This is a genomic window from Kineococcus aurantiacus (assembly GCF_013409345.1).
Lineage (GTDB): Bacteria > Actinomycetota > Actinomycetes > Actinomycetales > Kineococcaceae > Kineococcus > Kineococcus aurantiacus.
This window is the reverse complement of record NZ_JACCBB010000001.1, coordinates 1450021-1473002: the sequence shown is the minus strand read 5'-3', so window position 1 is coordinate 1473002 and position 22982 is coordinate 1450021. Positions and strand designations below refer to the sequence as shown.

Below are 22982 nucleotides of genomic sequence, written 5' to 3'. Positions count from 1 at the left end.
GCGCGCCCGTGAGCCCCGAGACCCCCGCCGCGGTCGTCCAGCTGGACCACGTCGAACCGCCCGTCAGCCTGCGCAAGCGGGTCGTCACGGGGGTGCTGCTCGTCGTCGTCGGCCTCGTCACCGTGCTGGGCTGGGGCCTGGGGTCCGGAGCCGCCGACGCCACGTTCCGCTTCGGCGGCGGCTCGTCGGTCACCCTGCCCGACCTGACCGTCCCCGGCACCGTCACCCCCGTCGTGCTCGGCGCCGTCGTCGTGCTGCTCGGGCTGTTCCAGCTGGCGAAGGGGTTCCGCGCCCGGCGCGGTCCCGCCGTCGTCGCCGTGACGCTGCTGTGCTTCGTCGTCGCCTTCCTGTGCTGGGTCATGTCCGGCCAGGACGCGCAGTCGATGGACCTCGTCAAGCTCCTGCAGCAGACGGTGTTCCTCGCGACCCCGCTGATCCTCGGCGCGCTCGCCGGGGTGCTGGGGGAGCGCTCGGGCGTCGTCAACGTCGCCATCGAGGGGCAGATGCTCACCGGCGCCTTCGCCGGTGCGCTGGTCGGGTCGATGGCCGGCAACCTCGGCGCGGGCGTCGTCGGCGCCGTGCTGGCCGGTGCGGTCGTCGGGTGGCTGCTCGCGGTGTTCGCGATCCGCTACCGCGTCAACCAGGTCATCCTCGGCGTCGTGCTCAACGCCGCCGCCCTGGGCTTCACCGGCTGGGCCTACAAGGCGCTCATGCAGACCGACACCCAGCGGTACAACTCCCCGGGCGTGCTGTCGCCGCTCCGCGTCCCCGGGCTGGCCGACATCCCCGTGCTCGGGCCGCTGCTGTTCCAGGCCAACGTCCTCGTCTACGCCATGTACGTCGTGATCATCGCGCTGCAGGTCGTCCTGTTCCGCACGAAGTGGGGCCTGCGCACGCGGGCCGTCGGCGAGCACCCCAAGGCGGCCGCGACCGTCGGGATCGACGTGCTGCGCGTGCGGTACGTCAACGTCGTCGTCGCGGGCGCGATCGCCGGTCTCGCGGGGGCCTACCTGTCGATCGGCACCATCGGCCCGTTCACCGAGAACATGTCCGCCGGGAAGGGGTTCATCGCGCTCGCCGCGGTGATCTTCGGGCGCTGGACCCCGCGCGGGGCCGTCGCGGCGTCGCTGCTCTTCGGCTTCTTCGCCGCCCTGCAGACCCTCGTGGGGATCCTGCAGGGTCCCGCCGCGGTGCCCTCCAGCTTCCTGTCGATGCTGCCCTACCTCGCCACGATCCTGGCCGTGGCCGGTTTCGTCGGGCGGGTCCGGCCCCCGGCGGCCAGCGGGGAGGTCTACCCGTGACGGGCCCGGTCGCCGACTGGGACGCGCTGCGGGCCGCGGCCCGCGCCGCGCTGGCGCACTCCTACTCGCCGTACTCGAACTTCCCCGTCGGGGCCGCCGCCCTCGTCGAGGACGGGCGCGTCGTGTCCGGCGCGAACGTCGAGAACGCCTCCTACGGCGTCACCCTGTGCGCCGAGTGCACCCTCGTGGGGCAGCTGCAGATGACCGGCGGCGGCAGGCTCGTCGCCTTCGCGTGCGTCGACGCCGTCGGCAACGTCCTCATGCCGTGCGGGCGCTGCCGCCAGCTGCTGTACGAGTTCGGCGGCCCGGACCTGCTCGTCGACTCCCCCCGCGGCGTCGTCCCCATGACCGAGGTGCTGCCCGACGCGTTCGGGCCGCACGACCTGACCGACCCCGCGCGCAAGAACCCCGGAGAGGCACCGCAGTGAGCCAGCAGTTCGCCGCCGTCGACGTCATCCGCACCAAGCGCGACCGGGGGGAGCTGTCCGACGCGCAGATCGACTGGGTGGTCGACGCCTACACCCGCGGCGAGGTCGCCGAGGAGCAGATGTCGGCGCTCGCGATGGCCGTGCTGCTCAACGGCATGAGCCGGCGGGAGGTCTCGCGCTGGACGGGCGCGATGATCGCCTCGGGGGCGCGGCTGGACTTCACCGACCTGCCGCGGCCCAGCGTCGACAAGCACTCCACCGGCGGGGTGGGGGACAAGGTGACGCTGCCGCTGGCGCCGCTCGTCGCGGCCTGCGGGGCCGCCGTCCCGCAGCTGTCAGGCCGCGGGCTCGGCCACACCGGCGGCACCCTCGACAAGCTCGAGGCGATCCCCGGCTGGCGGGCGTCGCTGACGCTGCCGCAGATCCGCGACCAGCTCACCGACGTGGGTGCCGTGATCTGCGCCGCCACGGGTGACCTGGCCCCGGCGGACAAGAAGCTCTACGCGCTGCGCGACGTGACGGGCACGGTCGAGGCGATCCCGCTCATCGCCAGCTCCATCATGAGCAAGAAGATCGCCGAGGGCACCAGCGCGCTGGTCCTCGACGTCAAGACCGGTTCCGGCGCGTTCATGAAGTCCCTGGAGGACTCGGTGGAACTGGCGCGGACGATGGTCGGCCTGGGCACCGACGCGGGGGTGCGCACGGTCGCCGTCGTCACCGACATGTCGACGCCGCTGGGACGCACCGCCGGCAACGCCCTGGAGGTCCGCGAGTCGGTCGAGGTGCTCGCCGGCGGCGGGCCCGCGGACCTCGTCGAGATCACCCTGGTGCTGGCCCGGGAGATGCTCGCGGCGGTCGGGCTGGACGCCGTGGACCCCGCGGACGCCCTGGCCGACGGCCGCGCGATGGACGCCTGGCGGCGGATGGTCGCCGCCCAGGGCGGGGACCCGGACGCGGCGCTGCCCGTCGCGCGGCACACCCACGACGTCCTCGCCCCCGCCGACGGCTTCCTCGACGTCGACGCCCTCGCCGTGGGGGTCGCCGCGTGGCGGCTGGGGGCCGGGCGGTCCCGGCGCGAGGAGGCCGTGCAGGCCGGCGCCGGGGTCGAGCTGCACGCCGTGCGCGGGGACGCCGTGCGCGCCGGGCAGCGGATCGCGACCCTGCACACCGACACCCCCGAGCGGTTCGACTGGGCCGTGCAGGCCCTCGAGGGCGGCTTCCCGGTGACCCCCACCGCCCCCGCACCGGTCCCGCTGGTCCACCAGCGGATCACCGCCTGACGTCCACCGCCCGGACGGCGCAGGGGGTGCGGGGGTGCGCGACGGGACGGCGGGCGTGAGCGGCACCGCACCGCGGTGGGGGTGGACCGGCTGGGCCGCCGCCGTCGCGGCGGTGGCGGGCACCTACCTGACCCCCCTGCCCGACGCCGTGCGCTCGGCGGTCTTCGGGCTGGTCGGCCTCGGGGTCGTCGCGCTGGCGACGGTCACCGTCGCCCGCCGCCGCCCGCGCCCGCCGTTGAGCTGGTCGCTCATCCCCGTCAGCCTCGGCCTGTTCCTGCTGGGGGCCGCGCTGCGCCCCTGGGCCGACGGCCGGCCCGGGGTGCAGGCCTTCGCCCCCGACCCCTTCTCGATCTGCGGGTACGTGCTGCTCGCCGTCGCCCTGGCCCGGCTGGCCTCCAGCGCCGGCGGGCTGCGGCGCGAGGTCGTGTACGACGTGCTCATCGCGAGCCTGGCCGCCGCCGCGGCCGCGGTGCAGTTCCTCGTCCTGCCGGTGCTGGAACTGCCGGGCCGCACCGTCGCGGGGTCCGTGCTGGCCGGGGTCTACCCGCTGCTGGACGTCGTGGTCGTCGTCCTGGGCCTGGACCTGCTGCTCATCGCCCCGGGGGTCCTGGCGCACCGCTGGCTGGGCGCGGCCCTGGCCTTCCTCCTCGTCGGTGACCTCGGGTACGCCGTCCTGGGCCGGTGGGGCTGGTTCGTGGCGCCCACGGCGTTCGACGCGCCGTTCGTGGTGGCGTGCTGCCTGCTGGGCGTCGCCGTCCTGCACCTGCCGCCGCGGGGCCGGACCGCGCCCCCGTCGAGGACCTTCGACGCCTGGTCACCGGCGCGCCTGGTCGTGCTGTGCGTGTCCCTGACGGGTGCGGCGTACCTGGCCAGCACGCGCGGCGGGCAGGACCGGGCCGGTCAGGTCGCGGCGTTCGCGGTGCTGTGCACCACGATCGGGCTCGTCGTGGCCCGGGCCGTCTCGGCCGTCAACGGGCAGGCCAGCGCCAAGGCCGTCCTGGAGCACCGCGCCACGCACGACGGGCTGACCGACCTGCTGGACCGCGACGAGTTCGAGCGCCGCGTCGAGGTGGCCGCGCCGGGCGTCCGCCGCTTCCTGCTGTTCGTCGACCTCGACGGGTTCAAGCGCGTCAACGACACCCACGGGCACGTGGTGGGGGACGCGCTGCTGCGGGAGGTCGCGGACCGGCTGCGGCGCCTGGCCCCGGACGGCGCGGTCATCGGGCGGCTGGCCGGGGACGAGTTCGTGGTGGTCGTCGAGGGCGGGCAGGACACCGCGACGGACCTGGCGCAGGAACTGCTCGGCGGGCTGCGGGCGCCGCTGCGGCTGCGCGTGGGGGAGGTCGTGGTCTCCGCCTCGATCGGGGTCGCGGAGGTGGCGCGGTCGGTGGCGACGGCGCTGCGGGAGGCCGACGTCGCGATGTACCGGGCGAAGTCGCACGGCCGGAACCAGTTCGTCGTCTGGGACGACTCCCTGCGCCGGGAGATCGGCGACGAGGTCGAGTTCGAGCTGGACCTGCGCAGCGCGGTGGCCGAGCAGACCCTGCAGGTGCACTACCAGGCCATCGTGTCCCTGGCCACGGGGGAGCCGCGGGGGGTGGAGGCGCTGCTGCGGTGGACCCACCCCCTGCACGGGCCCGTCCCGCCCACGAGGTTCGTCCCGGTGCTGGAGGAGACCGGGCTCGTCGTCGACGTGGGGCGCTGGGTGCTGGGCACCGCGCTGGACGACCTCGCCCGGTGGCGGCGGGAGGGGGTCGTCGGCACCGACTTCCTCGTCTCGGTGAACGTCTCGCCGCGCCAGCTGCTCGACCCGTTCTTCGCCCGGACCGTCGCGGAGCGGCTCGCGGCCAGCGGGGTGGAGGGCGGCGCCCTCCTGCTGGAGATCACCGAGTCGTCGATGCTGGAGAAGGACGACCAGACCCTGCACCTGCTCGCCGGCCTGCGCGCCCTGGGGGTGGGCCTGGCCGTCGACGACTTCGGGACGGGGTACTCCGCGCTGGGGTACCTGCGCAGCTTCCCCGTGACCCGCGTGAAGATCGACCGCAGCTTCGTCGCCGGCCTCGACCAGCACGCGGCCGACCTGGCCGTCGTCCGCGCCGTCGTCGCCGTGGGGGAGGCCCTGGACCTGGCGGTGACGGCCGAGGGCGTGGAGACCGAGGAGCAGCGCGCCGCCCTGCGCGAGCTGGGCGTCGCGCACGGGCAGGGGTGGTTGTGGCACCGGGCCCAGTCGGCCACCGACGTCGCCCGGTACCTGGCCGCGGGGACGGCCGGACGTCAGACGCGGCTGAAGTCGTAGGCCCAGTACGTCTGCTCGTCGAGCCGTTCGCCCTCGGCGGCGTGGCCGAAGGAGTGCACGACCCGTTCGATGAGGCGCGGCAGGGCCAGCCGCTCGTCGTTGTAGCGGCAGATGTCCAGGCTCGCGACGCCGCCCTGCTCGTGGACGACGCGGCACATGGCCTCGACGAGCTTCACGAAGACCCCGCTGCTGCGGTACGACGGGTGCACCCCGACGCAGCCGATGTACCAGATGCTGCCCTCGGCGAACTGCCGGGGCCACCGGGCGCGGTAGTAGTCCTCGGACAGCTGGTAGACCGTCGACAGGTCGTTGGAGAACGTGGCGAACGCGCAGACGGCGTCGTCCCGGTCGACGTCGCGGGCGACGTACTTCAGGACCCGCTCGTCGGAGCAGACCTCCTCGAACTCCGCGCGGGTCATGAGGTGCTGCTGCACGGCCCGGGTGGTGAGGCTGGAGAAGGCGACCTCGTAGACCTTCCACGCCTGTTCGAGGTCGTCGCCGGTGAGGCGGGTGGAGGTGCTCAGGGTCGTGGTGGCGCGGGGCATCGGTCCTCCGGGGACGGTCGGCGGACCTCGATCCTCGCAGGACGGCAACCGTCGCCGGGGGGCAATCGTGGCCCCGCCCGGTCCGGGCCTCAGTGCGCGCCGAGTTCCACCAGCAGCACCCCGGCGGCGATGAGCAGCACCCCCAGCAGCATCGTCCGGGTCAGCGGGTCCCCGAACAGCGCACGGGCCAGCAGCGCCGTCGCGGCGACACCGACGGCGGACCACACGCCGTAGGCGACGCCCACGGGCATCCCGGCCCGCAGGGCCAGGGACAGGAAGGCGAAGGAGACGAGGTAACCCAGACCCACGACGGGGATCCACCGGCGCACGCGCCCGCCGTCGGAGACGCGCAGGACGGCCGTCGCGGCGACCTCGCACGCGATGGCCCCGGCCAGGAACACCCAGCTCACCGCCCGGTCCCTTCCCCGGGGTGCCGCGAACCCAGTTCGACGAGCAGGACCCCGGCGACGACGAGGGCGATCCCGGCCGCCATCAGCGGGGTGAGGGGCTCGGCGAACAGCGCCGCCCCCGCGAGCGCCGTGAGCACCACCCCGGCCGCGGCCCACAGCCCGTACACGACACCGATCGCCATGCCGCGCCGCAGGACCGCGGCCAGCAGGACGAACGCCGCGAGGTACCCGGCGACGACGGGGCCGTACCAGAGGGGCTCGGTGGTGGCGGCCCGCAGCGACAGCGTCGCGGTCACCTCGGACAGGACCGCCCCGGCCAGCAGACCCCACGCGGATCGACGCACGCGCGGAACCGTACCGGCCGGGGGGACGGGGTCAGGCCGCGGCCCCCGCCGCGGCGGGGGCGCCCGAGGGGGGCGTCCCGCCGTCGCCGGGGCCGCCCGCGGGGTGCCCGGAGGTGTCCGAGCCCATGCCGGCCATGGTGCCGGCGGTGGGCTCGGTGGTGGTGTCGACGCCCACGGTCAGCGACACGGCGTACCCGTTCGCCACGTCGCCCGTCACCGTCGCCAGCTGGCTGGCGCCGCCGTCGTCGCCGAACACGTTGTCGGTGGCCAGGGTCACGCCCGCGAGGTTCGCGACGGAGTCCTCGTACCCGGCCGTGGCGTAGACGGTGTCGCACACGTCCTGGGGCAGCGCCACCTGGGAGGTGGCGATGCAGTTCGCGACGTCGGTGATGTCGTCCACCGACGGGTACACCTCGAAGTGGACGTGCGGCCAGCGCCCGGAGTAGCAGGCCGGGAAGGTGCTGGTGAACGTCACGCTGCCGTCGGCGTCGGCGACCTGCACCCCGCGCAGGTAGTTCTCGTTCGTGTCGGCCGTCGTGTAGAGGGAGTAGTTCCCGTCGCGGTCGCAGTGCCAGACGTAGACGGCGACGCCCTCGAAGGGGACGTTCCCGCCGGCCAGGTCCACGACGTCCAGGGTCAGGGTCATCGGGACGCCCTCGGCCGTGGTCGTGGAGGACCCGAAGCTGGAGCGGATGTCGCTGCGGACGATCCCGCTCTGCTCCAGGACGTCGGCGCCGTTGGACCCGTCGCCGGGGTAGGGGCCGGCGGTCTCGTCGGGGATCTCGGCCAGGGAGCCCGAACTCGCTGCGGAGGAGGCGGAGGACGAGGCGGAGGACGAACCGGAGGACGCGGCAGTGGTGTCCTGGCTGCCGCACGCGGCGAGCGCGAGCCCGGTCGCGCCCAGGCCCAGGAACCCGAGCGCGCGGCGGCGGTCCAGCATCGTCGCGAGGTCGAACGCCAGGCCCTGGTCGTCGACGTCCTCGTGGGGGCGGGGGAGGGGGCGGCCTTCGTAGCGGCGGTCATCCGTCATGGGAACACCGTCGGGTACCGACCCGTGGTTCCGCGGTGACCGGTCAGTGCGCCGGCTGTGAGACCCGGCGCGCCACGACGAGGGCCGCCACCGCGAACGCGACGCACAGCCCCAGCGTCACCGCGAACCCCGCGCGGGCCGAGGCCGCGGAGACGGCGGCGAAGACCAGCCCGGTCAGCGCCGTCGCGGTGCCGCCCCCGGTCGCGTCGCTGATGGTCAGGGCGGCCGACCCGGCGCCCTCCTGCCCGGGGGCCGACTGCTCCAGGACGAGCACCGTCGTGCGGGGGAAACCCAGTCCCATGCCCGCCCCGGCCAGGAACCACCCGGCGCTGCCGGCCAGGGCCGCCACCAGCACCCCCGGGCCCAGCACCGCGACGGCGGCCTGCGCGGCGACCCCGGCCAGCAGGAGCACCGTCCCGACCCGCACGGCGCGCGCGTGCGGCAGCCGCGAGCCCATGCGGCCCTGGACGGCCGAGGCGCCCGCCCACGCCAGCGCCGCGGCCGTCAGGACCGAACCGGCCAGGGCCAGCCGCACCCCGAACCGCTCGTGCAGCATCAGCGGCAGGTACACCTCGGTGCTGAAGAACGTCGCCGCGAGCAGCCCCCGCAGCAGGACCGTCGCGGGCAGGCCGCGGTGCGCGGTGAGGGTCCCCGGCGGCAGCAGCGGGCGGACGGCGGCGACGAGCACGACGACCGCGACCACCGCGGCGAGCCAGCGCCAGCGTCCCGCCGCAGCGGCCGAGCTGAGCGCGACGACGGCCAGCGACACCCCCGCCGCGGCCAGGAACCGGCTGCGCGGGAACGGGTCGGTGGTCGTGGTGGTGGGCCGCACCCGCAGCAGCGTGGGCAGCACGGCGCCGGCGGCGACGAGCACGAGGAGCAGCACGCCGGTGAAGACCCAGTGCCAGCTGAACGTCTCGGCCACCAGGGCGGCCAGCGGCGGGCCGACGAAGGAGGGCACCACCCAGGCCGCGGCGAAGGCGCCGAAGACGGCCGGGCGCAGCGCCGGCGGGTACGCCAGCGCCACCAGCACGTACAGGGTGACGCTGATCCCGCCGGCCCCCAGGCCCTGCAGGAACCGGGCGGCGACGAAGACGCCCGCCGAGGGGGCCAGCGCCGCGGCGAGCAGGCCGGCGCAGAACACGGCGACCGCGACGAGCAGCGGGCGGCCCGGGCCGCGGCGGTCCGACCAGCCGCCGGCGGCGACCATGCCCAGGACGCTGGCCGCGAGGGTCGCGGCGAAGGCCGTCGCGTAGGTGTCCCGGCTGCCCAGGTCCTCGCTGACCAGCGGCATGACGGTCGTCACCGCCAGGCTCTCGAACGCCGAGAGGAACACCAGCGCCGTCGTCCCGGCCGTCGTGACCAGGTACCTGCGGGAGAAGATCCCCGCGGTCCGGGCGGGCGGGGCGGTGCGGGCGGCGGTGCTGGGGGTCACCCGCCTCACGCTAGGACCTCCAGCGCGCTGCAGGTCGACCCCGCCGTCCGCGCGCGGCCCCCGCCCTCCGCCCCGGCGGCGGGCCGGGCGCGGGTCAGGACCGGGCCAGGTCGCGCAGCGCGTCCAGCACCGTCCGGACCCCCCGCCGGGCCAGCGCCTCCGGGCGCAGCAGGGCGTCGACGCGGCGGTTGACCGACACGTCGGCCAGCGGCCGCAGGACCACGCCCGGCTCGGGCCGGGAGGTGCGCGAGGGCAGCAGCGCCACCGCGTCCCCGGAGGCGACGACGGAGGCCGCGACGAAGAACTCGTTGATCCGGTGCACGACGTCCAGGGGCCGGCGGGCCGCGGCGGCCACGACGTCCAGCGCCCCCGCCAGCGGGAACCCCTCGTGGACGGAGATCCAGCGCTCGCCGGCGACGTCGGCGACCGTGAGCTCCTCGCGGTCGGCCAGCGGGTGGCCGGCGGCGAGCGCCACGTGCAGGGGTTCCAGGAGCAGGGGGACGACCCGCAGCCGGCGGGCGGGCCAGCCGGGGCCGGCCTCGGGCCGGTGGGCGAGGACGACGTCGTAGTCGGCGACGAGGGCCGGGAACAGGTGCTGGGCGACGTCCTGGTCCGCGCAGCGCAGCGGGGGTGTGCCGTCCAGGGCGGTGAGCAGCGGGCCGAACCAGGCCAGGGCGGCGGAGTGGAAGGCGGCGACGCTCACCCCGGTGGTGGGGGACTCCAGGTGCCCGGTGACGGCCCGCCGGGCCGCGTCCATGGCGGTCGCCACGTCGACCGCGGCGGCGGCCAGCGCCTCCCCGGCGGGGGTCAGGGCCAGGGTGCGGCCGCGCTTCTCGGTCAGCGGGACGGGGCAGGTGCGTTGCAGCGCGGCCAGTTGCTGGGAGACGGCGGAGGGGGTGACGTGCAGCGCGCGGGCGACGGCGACGAGGCTGCCGCGCTCGGCGAGTTCCCGCAGCACCGTCAGGTGCCGTTCGTCCATGAAGCCAATCTAAACCCCGGTGTCAGGAACTCGTGCTGGACTTGACGGTCGTCGGGCCGCAGGCTCGTCCCGTGCGTGATCGACGGGTGGACGCCCTGCTGCTGGGTGTCGCGGTGGTCTGGGGCAGCAGCTACCTGGCGGCCAAGGTGCTCGTCGACGTCGCCGGCGTCCTGCCGGTGCTGGCGCTGCGCTACGCCGGGGCGGCCCTGGCCCTGGGTGTCGTCGTCGCGGTGACGCGGGCGCGGGTGGGGCGGCAGGAGCTGCGGTGGGGTCTGGTGCTGGGGCTGTCCCAGGCGGCGATCCTGCTGCTGGAGACGTTCGGCGTCGCGGGCACGAGCGCCACCAACGCGGGTCTGCTCATCTCCACGACCATCCTGCTGACGCCCCTCGTGGAGGGTTTCGCGGCGCGGGCGTGGCTGCCGCCGTCGTTCTTCGCGGCGGCGCTCGTCGCGGTCGTCGGCGTGGTGCTGCTCGTCGGCGGCGGGGGCTGGCGCACGCCGACGGGCGGCGACCTGCTGGTGCTGGCCGCGGCCGTGGTCCGGGCCTGCCACGTCACGGCCATCGGGCGGGTCACGCGGCGGGTGCCGCTGGACCTGCGCGGGCTGACGTTCGTGCAGACGGTCGTGGGCGCGGTCGTCGGGGTCGCGCTCGCCCCGGGCGCCACGCTCTCGGTCGTGCAGGGCGCCACCGCGGCCCAGTGGGCCGGGATCGCCTACCTCGCGCTGGGGTGCAGCGTCTTCGCGTTCCTGGCCCAGTCGTGGGCCGTGCGGCGCACGTCCGCGGCCCGGGCCAGCCTGCTGCTGGGCACCGAGCCGTTGTGGGCGGTGGTGTTCGGGCTGGCCCTGGCCGGGGACGCGCTGGGGGTCGCCGGGGTCGTGGGGGCGGTGCTGCTGCTGGGGGCGACGTTCGCCGGCCAGCGGGTCGAGACGCGGTTCAGCGCACGGGTCCCGGTGCCCCGCGCGGGCCGAGGGGTCGCTGCAGGCGGTGCACGTCCCACCAGCGACCGAGTTTGAACCCGATGTCGGTGAAGGTGCCCACGTCGGTGAAGCCCAGCGCCCGGTGCAGGCCCAGGCTCGCCTCGTTGGGCAGGGTGATGCCCGCGACGAGCATCCGGAAGCCCTTGCGCTCCAGGCGGTCGAACAGCTCCCCGTAGAGCGCCCGGCCGGCCCCGGAGCGGCGCAGCCCCTGCTGCAGGTAGACGCTCACCTCCACCGACCAGGCGTAGGCGGCGCGGGCGGCGTACGGGGCGGCGTACGCGTAGCCGCGCACGACGCCGTCGTCGGCCAGGACGAGCCAGTCGTGGGCGGCGGCGATGCGCCGGGCGAACTCGCCGGCGTCCGGCGCCTCGGTCTCGAAGGTGACGGCGGTCTCCTCGACGTAGGGCGCGTAGAGCGCGGCGCACGCGGCGGCGTCCCCGGCCGTGGCCGGTCTGATCGTCCTCATGTCACGATGGTAGTCATGTTGTCGACTATGGTGTCGAGCATGGCTCCGTCGAACCCGGCTCCCCCGACCACGGCTCCGACGGACACGACTCCCTCGACTCCCTCGACCGTGGACCTGTCGAACTCCCTCGCCGAGACCCTCGTCGCCGTCCGCACCGCCCGCGGGCTGTCGGTCGCGGCGCTCGCCGAGGCCTCGGGGGTCTCGCGCGCCATGATCACCAAGGTCGAGCGCGGTGCGGCGCAACCCACCGCGGTGCTGCTGGGCCGGCTCGCAGGCGCCCTCGGGCTGACGTTGTCGCAGCTCGTGGCGCGCGCCGAGGGCTCCGAGGAGCCCGTGGCCCGGCGCGCGGACCAGCCCGTGTGGACCGACCCCGCGACGGGGTACGTGCGCCGGGCCGTCACGCCCGGGACGGGAGGCCCGCTGGAGCTCATCGAGGTCGTGCTGCCGGCCGGCGCGCGCGCCGGGTTCCCCGCCGCGACGTACGCCGGGACCCACCACCAGGTCTGGGTCCTCGACGGCGCGCTGCGCTTCCACGAGGGGGCCGTCGTGCACGAGCTGGGCGCCGGGGACTGCCTGCGGCTGGGGGCCCCGCAGGACTGCGTCTACGAGAACGCCTCCGGGCAGCCGTGCCGCTACCTCGTCGCGCTGGTGCGGACCGCGTGAGGCGCCTGGCAGGATCGGGTCCGTGAGCGAGAACACGAGCACGATCGACCGGATCCGCGCCCTGCCGAAGGTGTCGCTGCACGACCACCTCGACGGCGGCCTGCGGCCCTCGACGATCGTCGAGATCGCCGCCGCCAACGGCCACCGCCTGCCCACGACCGACCCCGAGGAACTGCGCGCCTGGTTCCGCGACGCGGCCGACTCCGGCACCCTCGTGCGCTACCTGGAGACCTTCGACCACACCATCGCCGTCATGCAGGACCGCGAGTCGCTGGCCCGCGTGGCGACCGAGGCCGTCCTGGACCTCGCCGCCGACGGCGTCGTCTACGGCGAGCTGCGCTACGCCCCCGAGCAGCACCTGCAGCAGGGCCTGACCCTCGACGAGGTCGTCCTGGCCGTCGAGGAGGGCATGCGCCGCGGGGAGCAGCTGGCCGCCGAGGCCGGGACCCCCGTCAAGGTCGGGACCCTCGTCACCGCCATGCGGCACGCCGACCGCGGCCTGGAGATCGCCGAGCTCGCGCTGCGGCACCGCGACGCCGGTGTCGTCGGGTTCGACATCGCCGGCGCCGAGATCGGTTTCCCGCCCTCCAACCACCTCGCGGCCTTCGACCGGCTGCACGCCGAGAACTTCCCCGTGACGATCCACGCCGGCGAGGCCGAGGGCCTGCCCAGCATCGCCGACGCGCTGCACACCTGCGGCGCCGAGCGCATCGGCCACGGCGTCCGCATCGTCGAGGACGTCCAGCTCGGGGAGGGCACCGACGCCCACGGCCTGCCGAACGCGACGCTGGGGCGCCTGGCGGCGTGGGTCCGCGACCGCGGGATCGTCCTGGAGCTGTGCCCGTCCAGCAACGTCCAGACGGGCGCGGCCCCGAGCGTCGCCGCGCACCCGATCACGGTGCTGAAGGACCTCGGGTTCTCCATCAGCGTCAACACCGACAACCGGCTCATGTCCGGCACGTCGCTCTCGCGCGAGTTCGCGCTGCTGGTCGACGAGGCCGGCTGGGACCTCGCCGACGTCGAGCGCGCCACCATCACGGCCCTGTCGGCCTCGTTCCTGCCCTTCCCCGACCGGCTGGCGCTGGCGAGCGACGTGATCCGCCCGGCCTTCTCCGCCTGACCCCCGCCGTGCTCGATCACCGCTGTGCTTGATCACCGCTGTGCTCGATCACCGAGGGGGGACGCCCCTCCCGCGGTGATCGAGCACCCCCGTGATCAAGCACTTCCGTGATCAGGCACGGGTTTCTGCTCGTACGTCCGCAGCACGTCGCGGGCCGTCCGCACGAGGTCCGCGACGAGTTCGGGGGGGTCCAGCACGGTCAGCGCCGACCCCATCCCGAGCAGGACGGCGCGGGCGGCCGGCAGCGCGCGGAACGTCGCCCGGACCTCCAGGGACGTGCCGTGGTCGCTCACCTCGGGTTCGGCGACGAGCTGGGCGTCGGCGATGCGCAGCACCAGCCCGGCGTCCTGCGGGGAGACCCGGAACCGGACCGCGACGCCGGGGACCTCCCGCCGCTCCACCCGGTCGCGCAGCCGCGACCACACCGCGCCCAGCCCCGGCAGGTCGGCGGCGACGGGGTCGGGCAGCACCTCCAGGCCGGCGACGCGGTCGACGCGGAACAGGCGCTCGTCGTCCCCGGCCCGGGCGACCAGGTACCAGGTGCCGCCCTTGGCGACGAGGCCGATCGGGTCGAGGGTCCGCGTGGACGTCCGCCGCGCCCCGGCCGGGCGGTAGGTGACCCGGACCGCGCGGGCCGAGAAGACGGCTTCCTGGAGCGCGGCCAGGTGCGGGGGGTTCTGCTCCCGGGAGCGCCAGCCGGCGGGTTCGACGAGGATGCGCTCGGCGGCGCGCCGGAACGGTTCCCGGTCCGCGGCGGGGGTGGCCGCCAGGAGCTTGCGGACGGCCGACTCCCACGCCCGGTGCTGCGGGTCCGCCGGGCCGGAGGTGCCGGAGAACAGCGCCCGGGCCTCGTGGGGGGTGAACCCGGTGACGTCGGTGCGCCAGTCCTCCAGCAGGGAGATGCCGCCGCCGCGCCCCCGTTCGGTCCACACCGGGACCCCGGCGCTCGACAGCGCCTCGACGTCGCGCAGGACGGTGCGCGTCGAGACCTCCAGGCGGACGGCGAGGTCGGGGGCGGACATCCGGCCGTGCGTCTGCAGCAGGAACAGCAGGGACAGGAGGCGGTCGGCGCGCACCCGTCGAGGTTCCCACGAGAAGGTGACAGGAGGTGTCACCTTCACTGAGGAGAGTGCTCCTCGTGACCGATCCCCGTGAACCCCTGCACCGCGCCGCCGACCTCGCCGGCCTCCTCGTCGCGGCCGTGCCCGCCGACACCCTCGACCGGCCGACCCCCTGCACCGACTGGGACGTGCGGGCCCTCCTCGGGCACCTCGTCGCCGTCACGACCCGCGTCGCCCACATCGCCCGCGGGGGTTTCCCCTCCGACCTGCCCAGCCTGCTCGACGAGGAACCCGCCGGGGGTTTCGCCGCCGCGTTCACCGCGGGTGCCGCCGACGTCCGCCGGGCGTGGGCCGACGACGCCGTCCTGACCGCGACCGTCCACCACCCGGCCGGGGACGTGCCCGGCGCGGTGGGGGCGACGATCTACGTGCAGGAGTTCGCCACGCACGCCGTCGACCTCGCCGTCGCGATCGACCGCACCGACCTGCTCGACGAGGAGTTCCTCGCCGGGGTGCTGCAGGTCGCGCTGCGCGTCGTCCCCGCCCAGCGCGAGGGTTTCCCGTTCGCCCCGCCCGTCGCGGTGGCCGACGACGCCCCCGCGCACGCGCGGCTGGCCGGCTGGCTCGGCCGAACCCTGCCCGTGACGCTGCCCGTGACGCCGCCCGTGACGCCGCCCGTCGCCGCGAGGGCCGGTCAGGAGTAGCGGTTCCGGTTCGCCTTGACGAGCTTCTTCCACTCGCGCCGGCGGTCGGCGGCCAGCCGGGCGTCGGTGCGGGAGGCGAACCAGGCCTGCTCGCGCTCGAGCTTGCGCAGGCTGTCGAGGCGGCGCCGGTCGAACACCCCGGACTCGATGGCGGCCAGCACGGCGCACCCCGGTTCGCTCGTGTGCGAGCAGTCGGAGAACCGGCAGTCCACGGCGACGTCCTCGACGTCGGCGAACGTCGTCCCGAGGGCGCCGCCGAGTTCACCGACCCCCAGGCTGCGCAGGCCGGGGGTGTCGACGAGGACGAGCCCGCCGGGGACGGGCACGAGTTCGCGCGTCACCGTCGTGTGCCGGCCCTTGCCGTCGACGGAGCGGACGGCCCCGACGGCGAAGCGCTCCTCGCCGAGCAGCAGGTTCGCCAGCGTCGACTTCCCGGCCCCGGAGGAACCGAGGAGGATCACGGTGCCGCGCAGGCGGTCCCGGAGCGCCTCCACGGTCGACGGGTCGTCCTGCCGGACCGGGACGACGTCGACCCCGACGGCGTCGCCGCGGACCCGGGCGAGGGTCTCGTCGAGCTCGTCGCCGGGCAGCAGGTCGCACTTGGTGAGCGCGACGACGGGGGTCGCCCCGGAGTTCCAGGCCAGGGCGAGGAAGCGTTCGACGCGCCCGACGGTCGTGCGGGACTCGGCGCCGATCGCCACCACGACGGTGTCGACGTTCGCCGCGAGCCGGTGCTCGGCCGAGCGGCCGGTGACCGACGCCCGGGCCAGCACCGTGCGGCGCGGCAGGACGCCGACGGCCCGGACCCCCTGCGGGTCGTCGAGCAGGAGGCCGACCCAGTCGCCCGTCGTGGGGTCGGGCACGAGGTGACCGGCGGGGGTCGCCACCCGCTGCGGTCCCAGCGGGGTCTCGACGTCGCACGCCCCCCGGTGGACCCGGACCACGCGCGCGGGCAGCAGGTGCTCCTCGGGGTGGCCGGAGCGGAACGTCGCCCAGCGCCGGGCCCAGTCGTCGTCCCAGCCGAGCCGGGCCAGGGGGTCGGGGTTCGTTCCGTTCTCCACGTCCCCGAGGCTAGGTTTCCGCCCGATCCGGCGGCGAGGGGTTTTCAGACGGTGATGACGACGCGGCCCCGCAGCCGTCCCGCCTCGCCGTCGGCGTGGACGGCGGCCAGGTCCGCGAGCGGGCGGCGGTCGGAGACGTCGAGGCGCAGTTCCCCGGCGTCGACGGCGCGGGCGAGCTCGGCGAGCTGGGCGGTGTCGTTGCGCACGTACATGACCTTCCAGTGCACGCCGCGGGCGTCGTCGTCGGTCAGGGGCAGCGGCGGAGCGCTCACGGCCGTGCCTCCGTCGCGGACGAGACCGGTGAGCCGGCTGAGTTCGGCGGGGTCCCCGGAGACGTTGTTGAAGAGCAGGTCGACGGGGGCGGTCACGGCGTCGGCGAGGGCGACGCGGGTGTGGTCGACGACCTCGTCGGCCCCGGCCGCCTCGACGGCGGCGCGGCTGCGGGGGCCGGCGGTGGCGATGACGTGCGCTCCGGCGCGCTTGGCGAGCTGGACGGCGAAACCGCCGACGCCACCGCCGGCGCCGTTGACGAGGACGCGCTGGCCGGCGCGCAGGCCGCCGTGGTCGAACAGGCCCTGCCGGGCGGTGAGGCCGGCGATGGGCAGCGCCGCGGCGTCGGCGAGCGGGACGGACGTGGGGGCGGGCACGAGCAGGTCGCGGGGGACGGCGGCGTACTCGGCCGCGCCGCCGCCGACGGGGACGCCGAGGAAGGCGATGACCGGTTCGCCGGTGTCCACGACGGTGCCGGCGAGGTCGATGCCGGGGGTGTAGGGCAGCTGGAGGGGGATGAGCTCGGTCATCCACCCGCCGCGGACGGCGGCGTCGACGGGGTTGAAGGTGGTGGCCGCGACGCGGACGAGGACCTCGCCCTCGCCGGGGACGGGCCGGTCGACGTCGGTGACCTGCAGGACGTCGGGGGTGCCGTAGCGGGTGACGCGGACGGTGCGCACGGTGGTCTCCTCTCCTCGTGTACTTCGAATTCGAAGCACTGGGGTGAGCGTACGACTGCTTCGAATTCGACGCAAGTAGGATGTGCGGGTGGCCCGGGGACTGAGCGAGGAGCAACTGGCGGCGTACTTCACGCTGACCGAGGTGGGGAACCTGCTCGAGCAGGCCGTCAGCGACCAGCTGCGCGCCGACGGCGACCTGAGCCCCGTGCAGTTCCAGGTCCTGGCCACCCTGGGCGAACCCGGTGCCCCGGACTACCGCATGACCGACCTGGCCGACCGGATCGTCTACAGCCGCAGCGGGTTCAGCTACCAGGCGGGGCAGCTGGAGAAACGCGGCCTCATCGCCCGCGAGCGCGACGGCCACGACGAGCGCAGCACCGTCGTGCGGCTGACCGCGCAGGGCCGGGACCTGCTGGCGCGGGTCATGCCCGGGCACGTGGAGGTCGTGCGGGAGCTGCTGCTCGAGGCGCTGCCGCCCCGGGACCTGCAGACCCTGCGCGGGGTGCTGGACCCGGTGCGCGACCGCCTGCGGTCCCGGCCACCGCGGTCGGCCCGGCCGCGCCGCCGCACGGGGTAGGTGCGGTCAGGCCGGCCGGGTCGCGCCCGCGAACAGGTCCTCGACCAGGGCCAGGTCGTCGAGGGCGGCCAGCCGCTCGGCCGGCAGCGGGGCCAGGACGCGCGTCCCGGCCTGCGCGCACGCCAGCCTCAGGTCCGCGTCGAACTCCGCGTCCGCGGCGCGCGCGTCCAGCAGGGCGACGGTCGTCGCGAGCGCGCGCACGGTGTGGGGGTCGCGGGCCACGACGGTGACGGCCGCGGCGGGGAACTCCGCGGCCACGACGTCCACGAGCGAGCCCACGGCGACCGACTCGTGGGCCACGACGCAGCGGGCCCCGGCGGCCAGCGCCGAGCACAGCGACCGGGCGGCCCCCAGGAACGCCTCCGGCGGAAGGATCGCGACCGGCGGGGGCCGGCGCCCGCCCGCGGCGACGGGCAGCAGCAGGTCGAGCTTGTCGGCCCACCCGGCCCACCGCACGATGGTGTCGACGCAGCCGTCGACCTGGGCCACGGCCTCGGAGATCCGGCAGCGGTGGGCCCGCCGGACCTGCTCGACGAACCGGTTCCGGTCCGCCTCGACCTCCGAGGCCGCCGCGAGCAGCGCGCGGCCGCGGCGGGCCGCGCTCTGGGCGACCGGGACGGGTGGGGCGGGGTGCGGCCGGGACGCCTCACGCACGGCAGGCCCGGACGAGGTCGAGCGCGTCGCGGCGCGGGTCCGGCGGGGCCGGGACCTCCGCGCCGAGCTCACCACCCCACACCGTCACCGAGCCGGCTCCGGCCAGGTGCGGCAGCGCGTCGGCGGGGGAGCGGATCGAGCGCACGCCCAGCACGGGACCGGGTGGGGGCCAGGCGCTGTGCCGCCCGACCGTCGCCAGGCCCGGGGGGGCCCACCAGCCGCCCGGCGGGAGTCCGGCGGGCAGCCCGTCGGTGGAGTCGAGGACCTCCCGGGCGGCGCGGGCCAGGTGCGGGGTCGGGACGGGGCCGACGACCGTGGCGCGGTCGAGGGGGTGGCCGGTCCGCAGCCGGGCGACGACGGGGGCCGTGCGGGCGGTGAGGGCGTCGGCGACGGACCGGGCGACGAGGACGCGCGAGCCGCCCGGGCGCTGGTGGGCGCCGCCCGCGCTGGCCTCCACGAGGGCCGTGCTCACCTGCTCCAGGTCCGCCCCGGCCAGCACGACGTCCACGTGGGGGGCGTCGAGGCGTTGCAGCAGAGGGGTTCCGCGGTGGGCCAGCGCCACGCCCACCCTGCGCAGGTCGTCGGCGGACCCGTCGGCGCGGACGGCCACGAGGGCGTCGTGGGACCACAGGACGGCGTCCGCGGCGGCGTCGGCACCGGGGGCGGCCCGGACCAGCCCCGGCGGCAGACCCGCCTCCTCGGCCAGGCGCACGAGCTGGCGGGCGGTCGCGGCCGCGGCGGGGCGGGCCCGCAGGACGACCCCGCAGCCGGTGGCCAGGGCCGCGACGATCGCGCTCAGGGCGTCGGCGGTGCTCGTGCGCCACGTCGCGAGGACGACGACGACCCCGCCGCCGGGGCGGTGCGCGGCGCCGACGGCCGGGAGCTTGTCGGCCCAGCCGGCCGCGGAGAAGGCAGCGGCGTGGGCGGCGGGGGCGTCGCGGGTGAACCCGGCGGCCAGCGGCCGGCCCGTCGTCAGGGCCGCGGTGACGGCCAGCGCCCGCACGTGGTCGGCGAGGACGTCGGCGACGGCGAAGAGGAAGCGCGCGCGGTCCTCGGGCGACAGCCACGCCCAGTCGCTGGCGCTGGTGGCCGCGACGGCGGAGGCGATGTCCCGCGCGAGGTCGGGGCCGGTGTCCTGCACGCGCAGCAGCCGTTCCCCCGTCGTGGGCGCCAGGACGTCGAGGAGGTCCCCGGTGGCCGGCGCGGAGCCGTCGGGGCCGTCGGGGCCGTCGGCCAGGACGAGCTCGGGGACCTCCGCGGGCAGGGCGGGGGTGGGAGCGGGCACGGCGGCCAGCGACTCGTCGGCGGCGGGCAGGTCGAGGGTGGTCACGCGCAACGGGGACTCCCGCGGGGCGGACAGGCCCGCGGGAGCCTCCGGTGGCGAAGTGCTCACAGCCGGTGAGTCTACTGATCTCCCCGTGCTGGGAGAGGGCCGTTCGGAGGACAGCCCGGCCGCCCTGGCAGGGTGTGGCCCGTGGCCGCCCACCCCCACCCCCACCCCCACGCACCGACCCCGCTGCCGCCGGACCCGGTGAGCTCCGACGGCGACGACCGCGACTTCGCCTGGTACGCCGGCGACCACCACATCCACACGACCTTCTCGCGCGACGCCATGTACTCCGTCGACGACCAGGTCCGCCGCGGCCACGAGTGCGGGCTGGACTGGCTGGTCATCACCGACCACGGCGGCCCCGACCACGCCAAGCAGTCCGTCGCCCTGCAGACCCCGCTCATCGAGCAGGCCCGCCGGCGCCACGACGTCCTCGTCTTCCAGGGCATGGAGTGGAACGTCCCCGGCGCCGAGCACGCCACCTTCATCGCCCCCGACCACGCCGACACCCCCGACCTGCTGCAGCGGTTCGAGCGGATGTTCGACGGCGACGTCCTGGCCGCCCGGCAGAACCCCACCGGACCCCGGCTCATCGAGCACTCCGTCGAGGGCGGCCCGGTCGCCGAGCAGCTCGGGCTCGACGCCCTGGCCTGGCTGGTGGAGGAACTGCGCACCGGCACCGTGGGGGAGGCCCTCGTGCTGTCCAACCACCCCATGCGCACCGGCCGCGTCTCCCCCTCGAAGGTGCGCGGCTGGCGCGACGCCGCCCCCGGGGTGTTCGTCGGCTGGGAGGGGGCGCCCGGTCACCAGGCCGCCGCGCTGCCCGCCCCCCTGGGCCGGGGCCGGGGACGCGGCCAGTACGACGAGTCCCCGGGGAGGTGGTCCTTCCCCGGCTACGACCTCGACCAGTACCGCACCTGGGGCGGTTTCGACGCCGCCACCGCCCGCGTGGGCGGGTTGTGGGACTCGCTGCTCGCCGAGGGGCTGCCGTGGTGGATCACCGCCAACTCCGACAACCACTTCGACATCGGCGACACCGTCCGCGTCGGCCACCCCTCCCTGGAGCACTACCGCGAGCACGGCTCGCGCGGTGAACCCGTCGAGACCGGCGTCGTGCAGCACGGGTACGTCGACTTCGCCCCCGGGTTCTACTCCCGCACGTGCGTGGGTGCGGTGTCGCGCGACTACCGCTCGGTCATGGCGGCCCTGCGCGGCGGGCGGGTCTTCGTCGTCCACGGCGGGCTCGTGCGGGCCGTCGAGGGGCGGGTGCGCGCCGCCGGTCCCGGCCCCGGCGTGACGTTCGGGGGGCGCACCACGGTCCGGCGCGGCGGGGACGTCGAGGTCGAGCTCACCGTCGACCCCGCCACCGCGCCCAACGGCAGCGGTGAGGTGCCGCGCTCGGCGCGCTGGGACGTCATCGTCGGCACCGTCACCGGCCGGGCCGGGGACCGCGACCTGTTCGAGGCGCCGGGCACCCGCGTCGTGGAGAGCTTCGAGATGCCCCGCACGGGCGGGCGGCAGGTGTTCCGGACCGTCCTGCGGGGCGTCGCCGACCCGCTGTACGTGCGGTTCCGCGGCAGCGACGGCAAGCACGCGCGCGCCGACGGGCACCCCGAGGTGGACCGGATCGGGGACTCCGACCCGTGGGACGACCTGTGGTGCTACACCAACCCGGTGTTCGTCGACGTCACCTGAGCGGTGGTCTGAGCGGTGGTCCGAGCGGTGCGCTGGGCGGCGAGCATCCCCAGCAGGGTCAGGGCGTCGGCGGAGGGGGTCCCCGCGGCGGCGTGGTAGACGGCGAGCTGCTGCCCCGCACCGTCGCGGACGTCGAAGGTCTGCACGTCCAGCGTGAACTCCCCCGCCCGCGGGTGCGCGAACCGCTTGCGCTCGGCGGTCTTGCCGCGCGCGTCGTGCCGGTCCCACCACCTGGAGAACTCCTCGCTGCCCCGCAGGGCCTCGCGGACGGACCGGATGCGGGGGTCGCCGGGGTGCGCGCCGTCGGCGAGGCGGAACGCGGCGACCGTGTTGCGCGCCACGACGTTCCAGTCCGGGTAGAGCGTGCGGGCCGCCGGGGTCAGGAACACGAACTCCACGAGGTTGCGCGTCGCCGGGAAACCCCCGAAGAGCTCCTCGGCCAGCGGGTTGCTGGCCAGCACGTCCAGGGCGCGGCCCAGCACCAGCGCGGGCGTCGCCGGCCAGGCCGCCAGCAGCCCCACCAGCCGCGGGTCCACCCGCTCGGGCCCGCCGGCCGTCGGCACCGGGGCGAGCCCGGCCAGCCGGTACAGGTGCTCGGCCCCGTCGCGGGGCAGGCGCAGCGCCGCGGCCAGGGCGTCCAGCACGGCCGGCGAGGGGTTGCGCTCACGGCCCTGCTCCAGCCGCACGTAGTACTCGACGCTGATGTCGGCCAGCAGCGCGACCTCGCTGCGGCGCAGGCCCGGTACGCGGCGCCGGGTACCGGCCGGCAACCCCGCGTCGGCGGGGGAGACGTCGGCGCGGCGGGCGCGGAGGAAGTCCCCGAGAGCGGTCACGCCCCCACCGTAGGGCCGGTGCGCCCCCGAAGGGTGGGTGCGCCGCTACCACCCCCCGCGCGGTCTGCCCCCGCGCCGCGGCGCCGCGAAGCTCGGGGCATGACCACAGGAACCACCGTCCGCAAGACCGTCCTCGTCACCGGCGCCTCCAGCGGCATCGGGGAGGGGACCGCCCGTGAACTGGCCGCGGCCGGGCACCACGTCGTCCTCACCGCCCGGCGCGCCGACCGGCTCGCCGAGGTCGCCGGGGGGATCACCCGCGCCGGCGGGTCGGCCTCCACCGCCGTGCTGGACGTCACCGACCCCGCCGCCTTCCGCGCCGTCGTCGACGGCGTGGTGGCCGAGCACGGGCGCCTCGACGTCCTCGTCGCGAACTCCGGCGTCATGCTGCTGTCCCCCTTCACCTCCCTGCTGACGCAGCAGTGGGACCGCACCGTGGACGTCAACGTCAAGGGCGTGCTGCACGGCATCGCCGCCGTCCTGCCGCACTTCCTGCGCCAGGGCTCGGGGCACTTCGTCACCACGGCCTCCGTCGGCGCCCACCAGGTCAGCCCCACCGCCGGGGTCTACTGCGCCACCAAGTACGCGGTGTGGGCGCTCATGGAGGGATTGCGGCTGGAACTGCCGCCGTCGGTGCGCGTCACGACCATCACCCCCGGGGTCGTCGAGAGCGAGCTGGCCACCCACATCACCGACGCCACCGCCGCGGCCGCGATGGCCGAGTACCGCCGGGAGGCGATCGCCCCGGCCGCGATCGGGCGGGCGATCGCCTACGCGGTCGGGGAACCGGCCGACGTCGACGTCAACGAGGTCGTCGTCCGGCCCGCCGCGCAGCGCCCCTGA

At 76.0% G+C, this 22982-nt stretch carries 24 protein-coding genes; 11 read left to right on the top strand and 13 right to left on the bottom strand.

Annotation, left to right across the window (positions count from 1 at the left end):
- Positions 1-8: 8 nt before the first annotated feature.
- Genes BJ968_RS07055 through BJ968_RS07040 form a run of 4 tightly spaced genes read left to right on the top strand, consistent with a single transcriptional unit; the run spans position 9 to position 5305 of the window.
- Positions 9-1301 (top strand): ABC transporter permease, encoded by a 1293-nt coding sequence (locus tag BJ968_RS07055; RefSeq protein WP_343077875.1) that lies wholly within the window; start codon positions 9-11, stop codon positions 1299-1301.
- Positions 1298-1729, top strand: coding sequence for a cytidine deaminase (locus tag BJ968_RS07050; protein WP_179750450.1), 432 nt, complete (start codon positions 1298-1300; stop codon positions 1727-1729). Before BJ968_RS07055 ends, BJ968_RS07050 begins: the two co-directional genes overlap by 4 nt.
- Positions 1726-3009: a thymidine phosphorylase gene (locus tag BJ968_RS07045; RefSeq protein WP_179750448.1), complete on the top strand. Its 1284-nt coding sequence runs from the start codon at positions 1726-1728 to the stop codon at positions 3007-3009. The genes BJ968_RS07050 and BJ968_RS07045 overlap by 4 nt, the downstream gene beginning before the upstream one ends.
- Before the next feature lie 55 nt (positions 3010-3064).
- Positions 3065-5305: an EAL domain-containing protein gene (locus BJ968_RS07040; protein WP_179750446.1), complete on the top strand. Its 2241-nt coding sequence runs from the start codon at positions 3065-3067 to the stop codon at positions 5303-5305.
- On the opposite strand, the gene BJ968_RS07035 is transcribed toward BJ968_RS07040, so the two are convergent.
- From BJ968_RS07035 to BJ968_RS07010, 6 genes are all read right to left on the bottom strand, one after another.
- The gene (locus BJ968_RS07035) at positions 5284-5850 is read right to left on the bottom strand and encodes a GNAT family N-acetyltransferase (protein ID WP_179750443.1); all 567 of its coding nucleotides are present in this window, start codon (positions 5848-5850) and stop codon (positions 5284-5286) included. The genes BJ968_RS07040 and BJ968_RS07035 overlap by 22 nt on opposite strands.
- 89 nt (positions 5851-5939) lie before the next feature.
- Complete coding sequence (locus tag BJ968_RS07030) at positions 5940-6260, bottom strand: SMR family transporter (protein WP_179750441.1); 321 nt, start codon at positions 6258-6260, stop codon at positions 5940-5942.
- The gene (locus tag BJ968_RS07025) at positions 6257-6604 is read right to left on the bottom strand and encodes an SMR family transporter (protein ID WP_179750439.1); all 348 of its coding nucleotides are present in this window, start codon (positions 6602-6604) and stop codon (positions 6257-6259) included. Before BJ968_RS07025 ends, BJ968_RS07030 begins: the two co-directional genes overlap by 4 nt.
- A 31-nt stretch (positions 6605-6635) precedes the next feature.
- A complete protein-coding gene (locus BJ968_RS07020; protein WP_179750437.1) occupies positions 6636-7634 on the bottom strand; it encodes an intradiol ring-cleavage dioxygenase in 999 nt (332 codons plus the stop codon).
- Between the two features lie 43 nt (positions 7635-7677).
- Positions 7678-9069 (bottom strand): MFS transporter, encoded by a 1392-nt coding sequence (locus BJ968_RS07015; RefSeq protein ID WP_179750435.1) that lies wholly within the window; start codon positions 9067-9069, stop codon positions 7678-7680.
- Between the two features lie 94 nt (positions 9070-9163).
- Positions 9164-10048: a LysR family transcriptional regulator gene (locus tag BJ968_RS07010; protein ID WP_179750433.1), complete on the bottom strand. Its 885-nt coding sequence runs from the start codon at positions 10046-10048 to the stop codon at positions 9164-9166.
- Between the two features lie 71 nt (positions 10049-10119).
- Between BJ968_RS07010 and BJ968_RS07005 the strand changes: the two genes are divergently transcribed.
- Entirely contained in the window at positions 10120-11061 is a 942-nt protein-coding gene (locus BJ968_RS07005; protein ID WP_343077874.1) for a DMT family transporter, read from the top strand.
- On the opposite strand, the gene BJ968_RS07000 is transcribed toward BJ968_RS07005, so the two are convergent.
- Complete coding sequence (locus BJ968_RS07000; RefSeq protein WP_179750432.1) at positions 10982-11491, bottom strand: GNAT family N-acetyltransferase; 510 nt, start codon at positions 11489-11491, stop codon at positions 10982-10984. The genes BJ968_RS07005 and BJ968_RS07000 overlap by 80 nt on opposite strands.
- 114 nt (positions 11492-11605) lie before the next feature.
- Between BJ968_RS07000 and BJ968_RS06995 the strand changes: the two genes are divergently transcribed.
- Complete coding sequence (locus BJ968_RS06995; RefSeq protein WP_246314805.1) at positions 11606-12154, top strand: helix-turn-helix domain-containing protein; 549 nt, start codon at positions 11606-11608, stop codon at positions 12152-12154.
- A 22-nt stretch (positions 12155-12176) separates the two neighbouring features.
- The gene (locus BJ968_RS06990; protein WP_179750428.1) at positions 12177-13274 is read left to right on the top strand and encodes an adenosine deaminase; all 1098 of its coding nucleotides are present in this window, start codon (positions 12177-12179) and stop codon (positions 13272-13274) included.
- 95 nt (positions 13275-13369) lie between these two features.
- Here BJ968_RS06990 and BJ968_RS06985 read toward each other — a convergent pair whose 3' ends face one another.
- The gene (locus BJ968_RS06985; protein ID WP_179750426.1) at positions 13370-14350 is read right to left on the bottom strand and encodes a WYL domain-containing protein; all 981 of its coding nucleotides are present in this window, start codon (positions 14348-14350) and stop codon (positions 13370-13372) included.
- 62 nt (positions 14351-14412) lie between these two features.
- Between BJ968_RS06985 and BJ968_RS06980 the strand changes: the two genes are divergently transcribed.
- Positions 14413-15039, top strand: coding sequence for a TIGR03086 family metal-binding protein (locus BJ968_RS06980; RefSeq protein WP_179750424.1), 627 nt, complete (start codon positions 14413-14415; stop codon positions 15037-15039).
- On the opposite strand, the gene rsgA is transcribed toward BJ968_RS06980, so the two are convergent.
- Together rsgA and BJ968_RS06970 are read right to left on the bottom strand one after the other, a co-directional pair.
- Complete coding sequence (rsgA, locus tag BJ968_RS06975) at positions 15030-16100, bottom strand: ribosome small subunit-dependent GTPase A (RefSeq protein ID WP_179750422.1); 1071 nt, start codon at positions 16098-16100, stop codon at positions 15030-15032. The genes BJ968_RS06980 and rsgA overlap by 10 nt on opposite strands.
- A gap of 44 nt (positions 16101-16144) precedes the next feature.
- Positions 16145-17050 carry a zinc-binding dehydrogenase gene (locus tag BJ968_RS06970; protein WP_179750420.1) on the bottom strand — a complete coding sequence of 302 codons (906 nt, stop codon included), beginning with the start codon at positions 17048-17050 and terminating at the stop codon, positions 16145-16147.
- An 88-nt stretch (positions 17051-17138) separates the two neighbouring features.
- Here BJ968_RS06970 and BJ968_RS06965 point away from each other — a divergent pair, with 88 nt between their 5' ends.
- Positions 17139-17627 (top strand): MarR family transcriptional regulator, encoded by a 489-nt coding sequence (locus tag BJ968_RS06965; protein WP_179750418.1) that lies wholly within the window; start codon positions 17139-17141, stop codon positions 17625-17627.
- Positions 17628-17633: 6 nt separating this feature from the next.
- On the opposite strand, the gene BJ968_RS06960 is transcribed toward BJ968_RS06965, so the two are convergent.
- Both BJ968_RS06960 and BJ968_RS06955 read right to left on the bottom strand, forming a co-directional pair.
- Positions 17634-18281 (bottom strand): hypothetical protein, encoded by a 648-nt coding sequence (locus BJ968_RS06960; protein ID WP_179750416.1) that lies wholly within the window; start codon positions 18279-18281, stop codon positions 17634-17636.
- A complete protein-coding gene (locus BJ968_RS06955) occupies positions 18274-19674 on the bottom strand; it encodes an aldehyde dehydrogenase family protein (protein ID WP_179750414.1) in 1401 nt (466 codons plus the stop codon). Before BJ968_RS06955 ends, BJ968_RS06960 begins: the two co-directional genes overlap by 8 nt.
- 81 nt (positions 19675-19755) lie before the next feature.
- On the opposite strand from BJ968_RS06955, the gene BJ968_RS06950 reads away from it, so the two are divergent.
- Complete coding sequence (locus tag BJ968_RS06950) at positions 19756-21306, top strand: PHP domain-containing protein (protein WP_218884893.1); 1551 nt, start codon at positions 19756-19758, stop codon at positions 21304-21306.
- Here BJ968_RS06950 and BJ968_RS26415 read toward each other — a convergent pair.
- A complete protein-coding gene (locus BJ968_RS26415) occupies positions 21273-22139 on the bottom strand; it encodes an MmyB family transcriptional regulator (RefSeq protein ID WP_179750412.1) in 867 nt (288 codons plus the stop codon). The two genes, BJ968_RS06950 and BJ968_RS26415, sit on opposite strands and share 34 nt — an antisense overlap.
- 99 nt (positions 22140-22238) lie before the next feature.
- Here BJ968_RS26415 and BJ968_RS06940 point away from each other — a divergent pair, with 99 nt between their 5' ends.
- Positions 22239-22982 (top strand): SDR family oxidoreductase, encoded by a 744-nt coding sequence (locus BJ968_RS06940; protein ID WP_179750410.1) that lies wholly within the window; start codon positions 22239-22241, stop codon positions 22980-22982.

Bases quoted from the DNA above. Each gene is read 5' to 3' on its own strand.
- BJ968_RS07035 (WP_179750443.1), bottom strand. From the start codon at position 5,850: ATGCCCCGCGCCACCACGACCCTGAGCACCTCCACCCGCCTCACCGGC.
- BJ968_RS07020 (WP_179750437.1), bottom strand. From the start codon at position 7,634: ATGACGGATGACCGCCGCTACGAAGGCCGCCCCCTCCCCCGCCCCCAC.
- BJ968_RS07010 (WP_179750433.1), bottom strand. From the start codon at position 10,048: ATGGACGAACGGCACCTGACGGTGCTGCGGGAACTCGCCGAGCGCGGC.
- BJ968_RS07000 (WP_179750432.1), bottom strand. From the start codon at position 11,491: ATGAGGACGATCAGACCGGCCACGGCCGGGGACGCCGCCGCGTGCGCC.
- BJ968_RS06940 (WP_179750410.1), top strand. From the start codon at position 22,239: ATGACCACAGGAACCACCGTCCGCAAGACCGTCCTCGTCACCGGCGCC.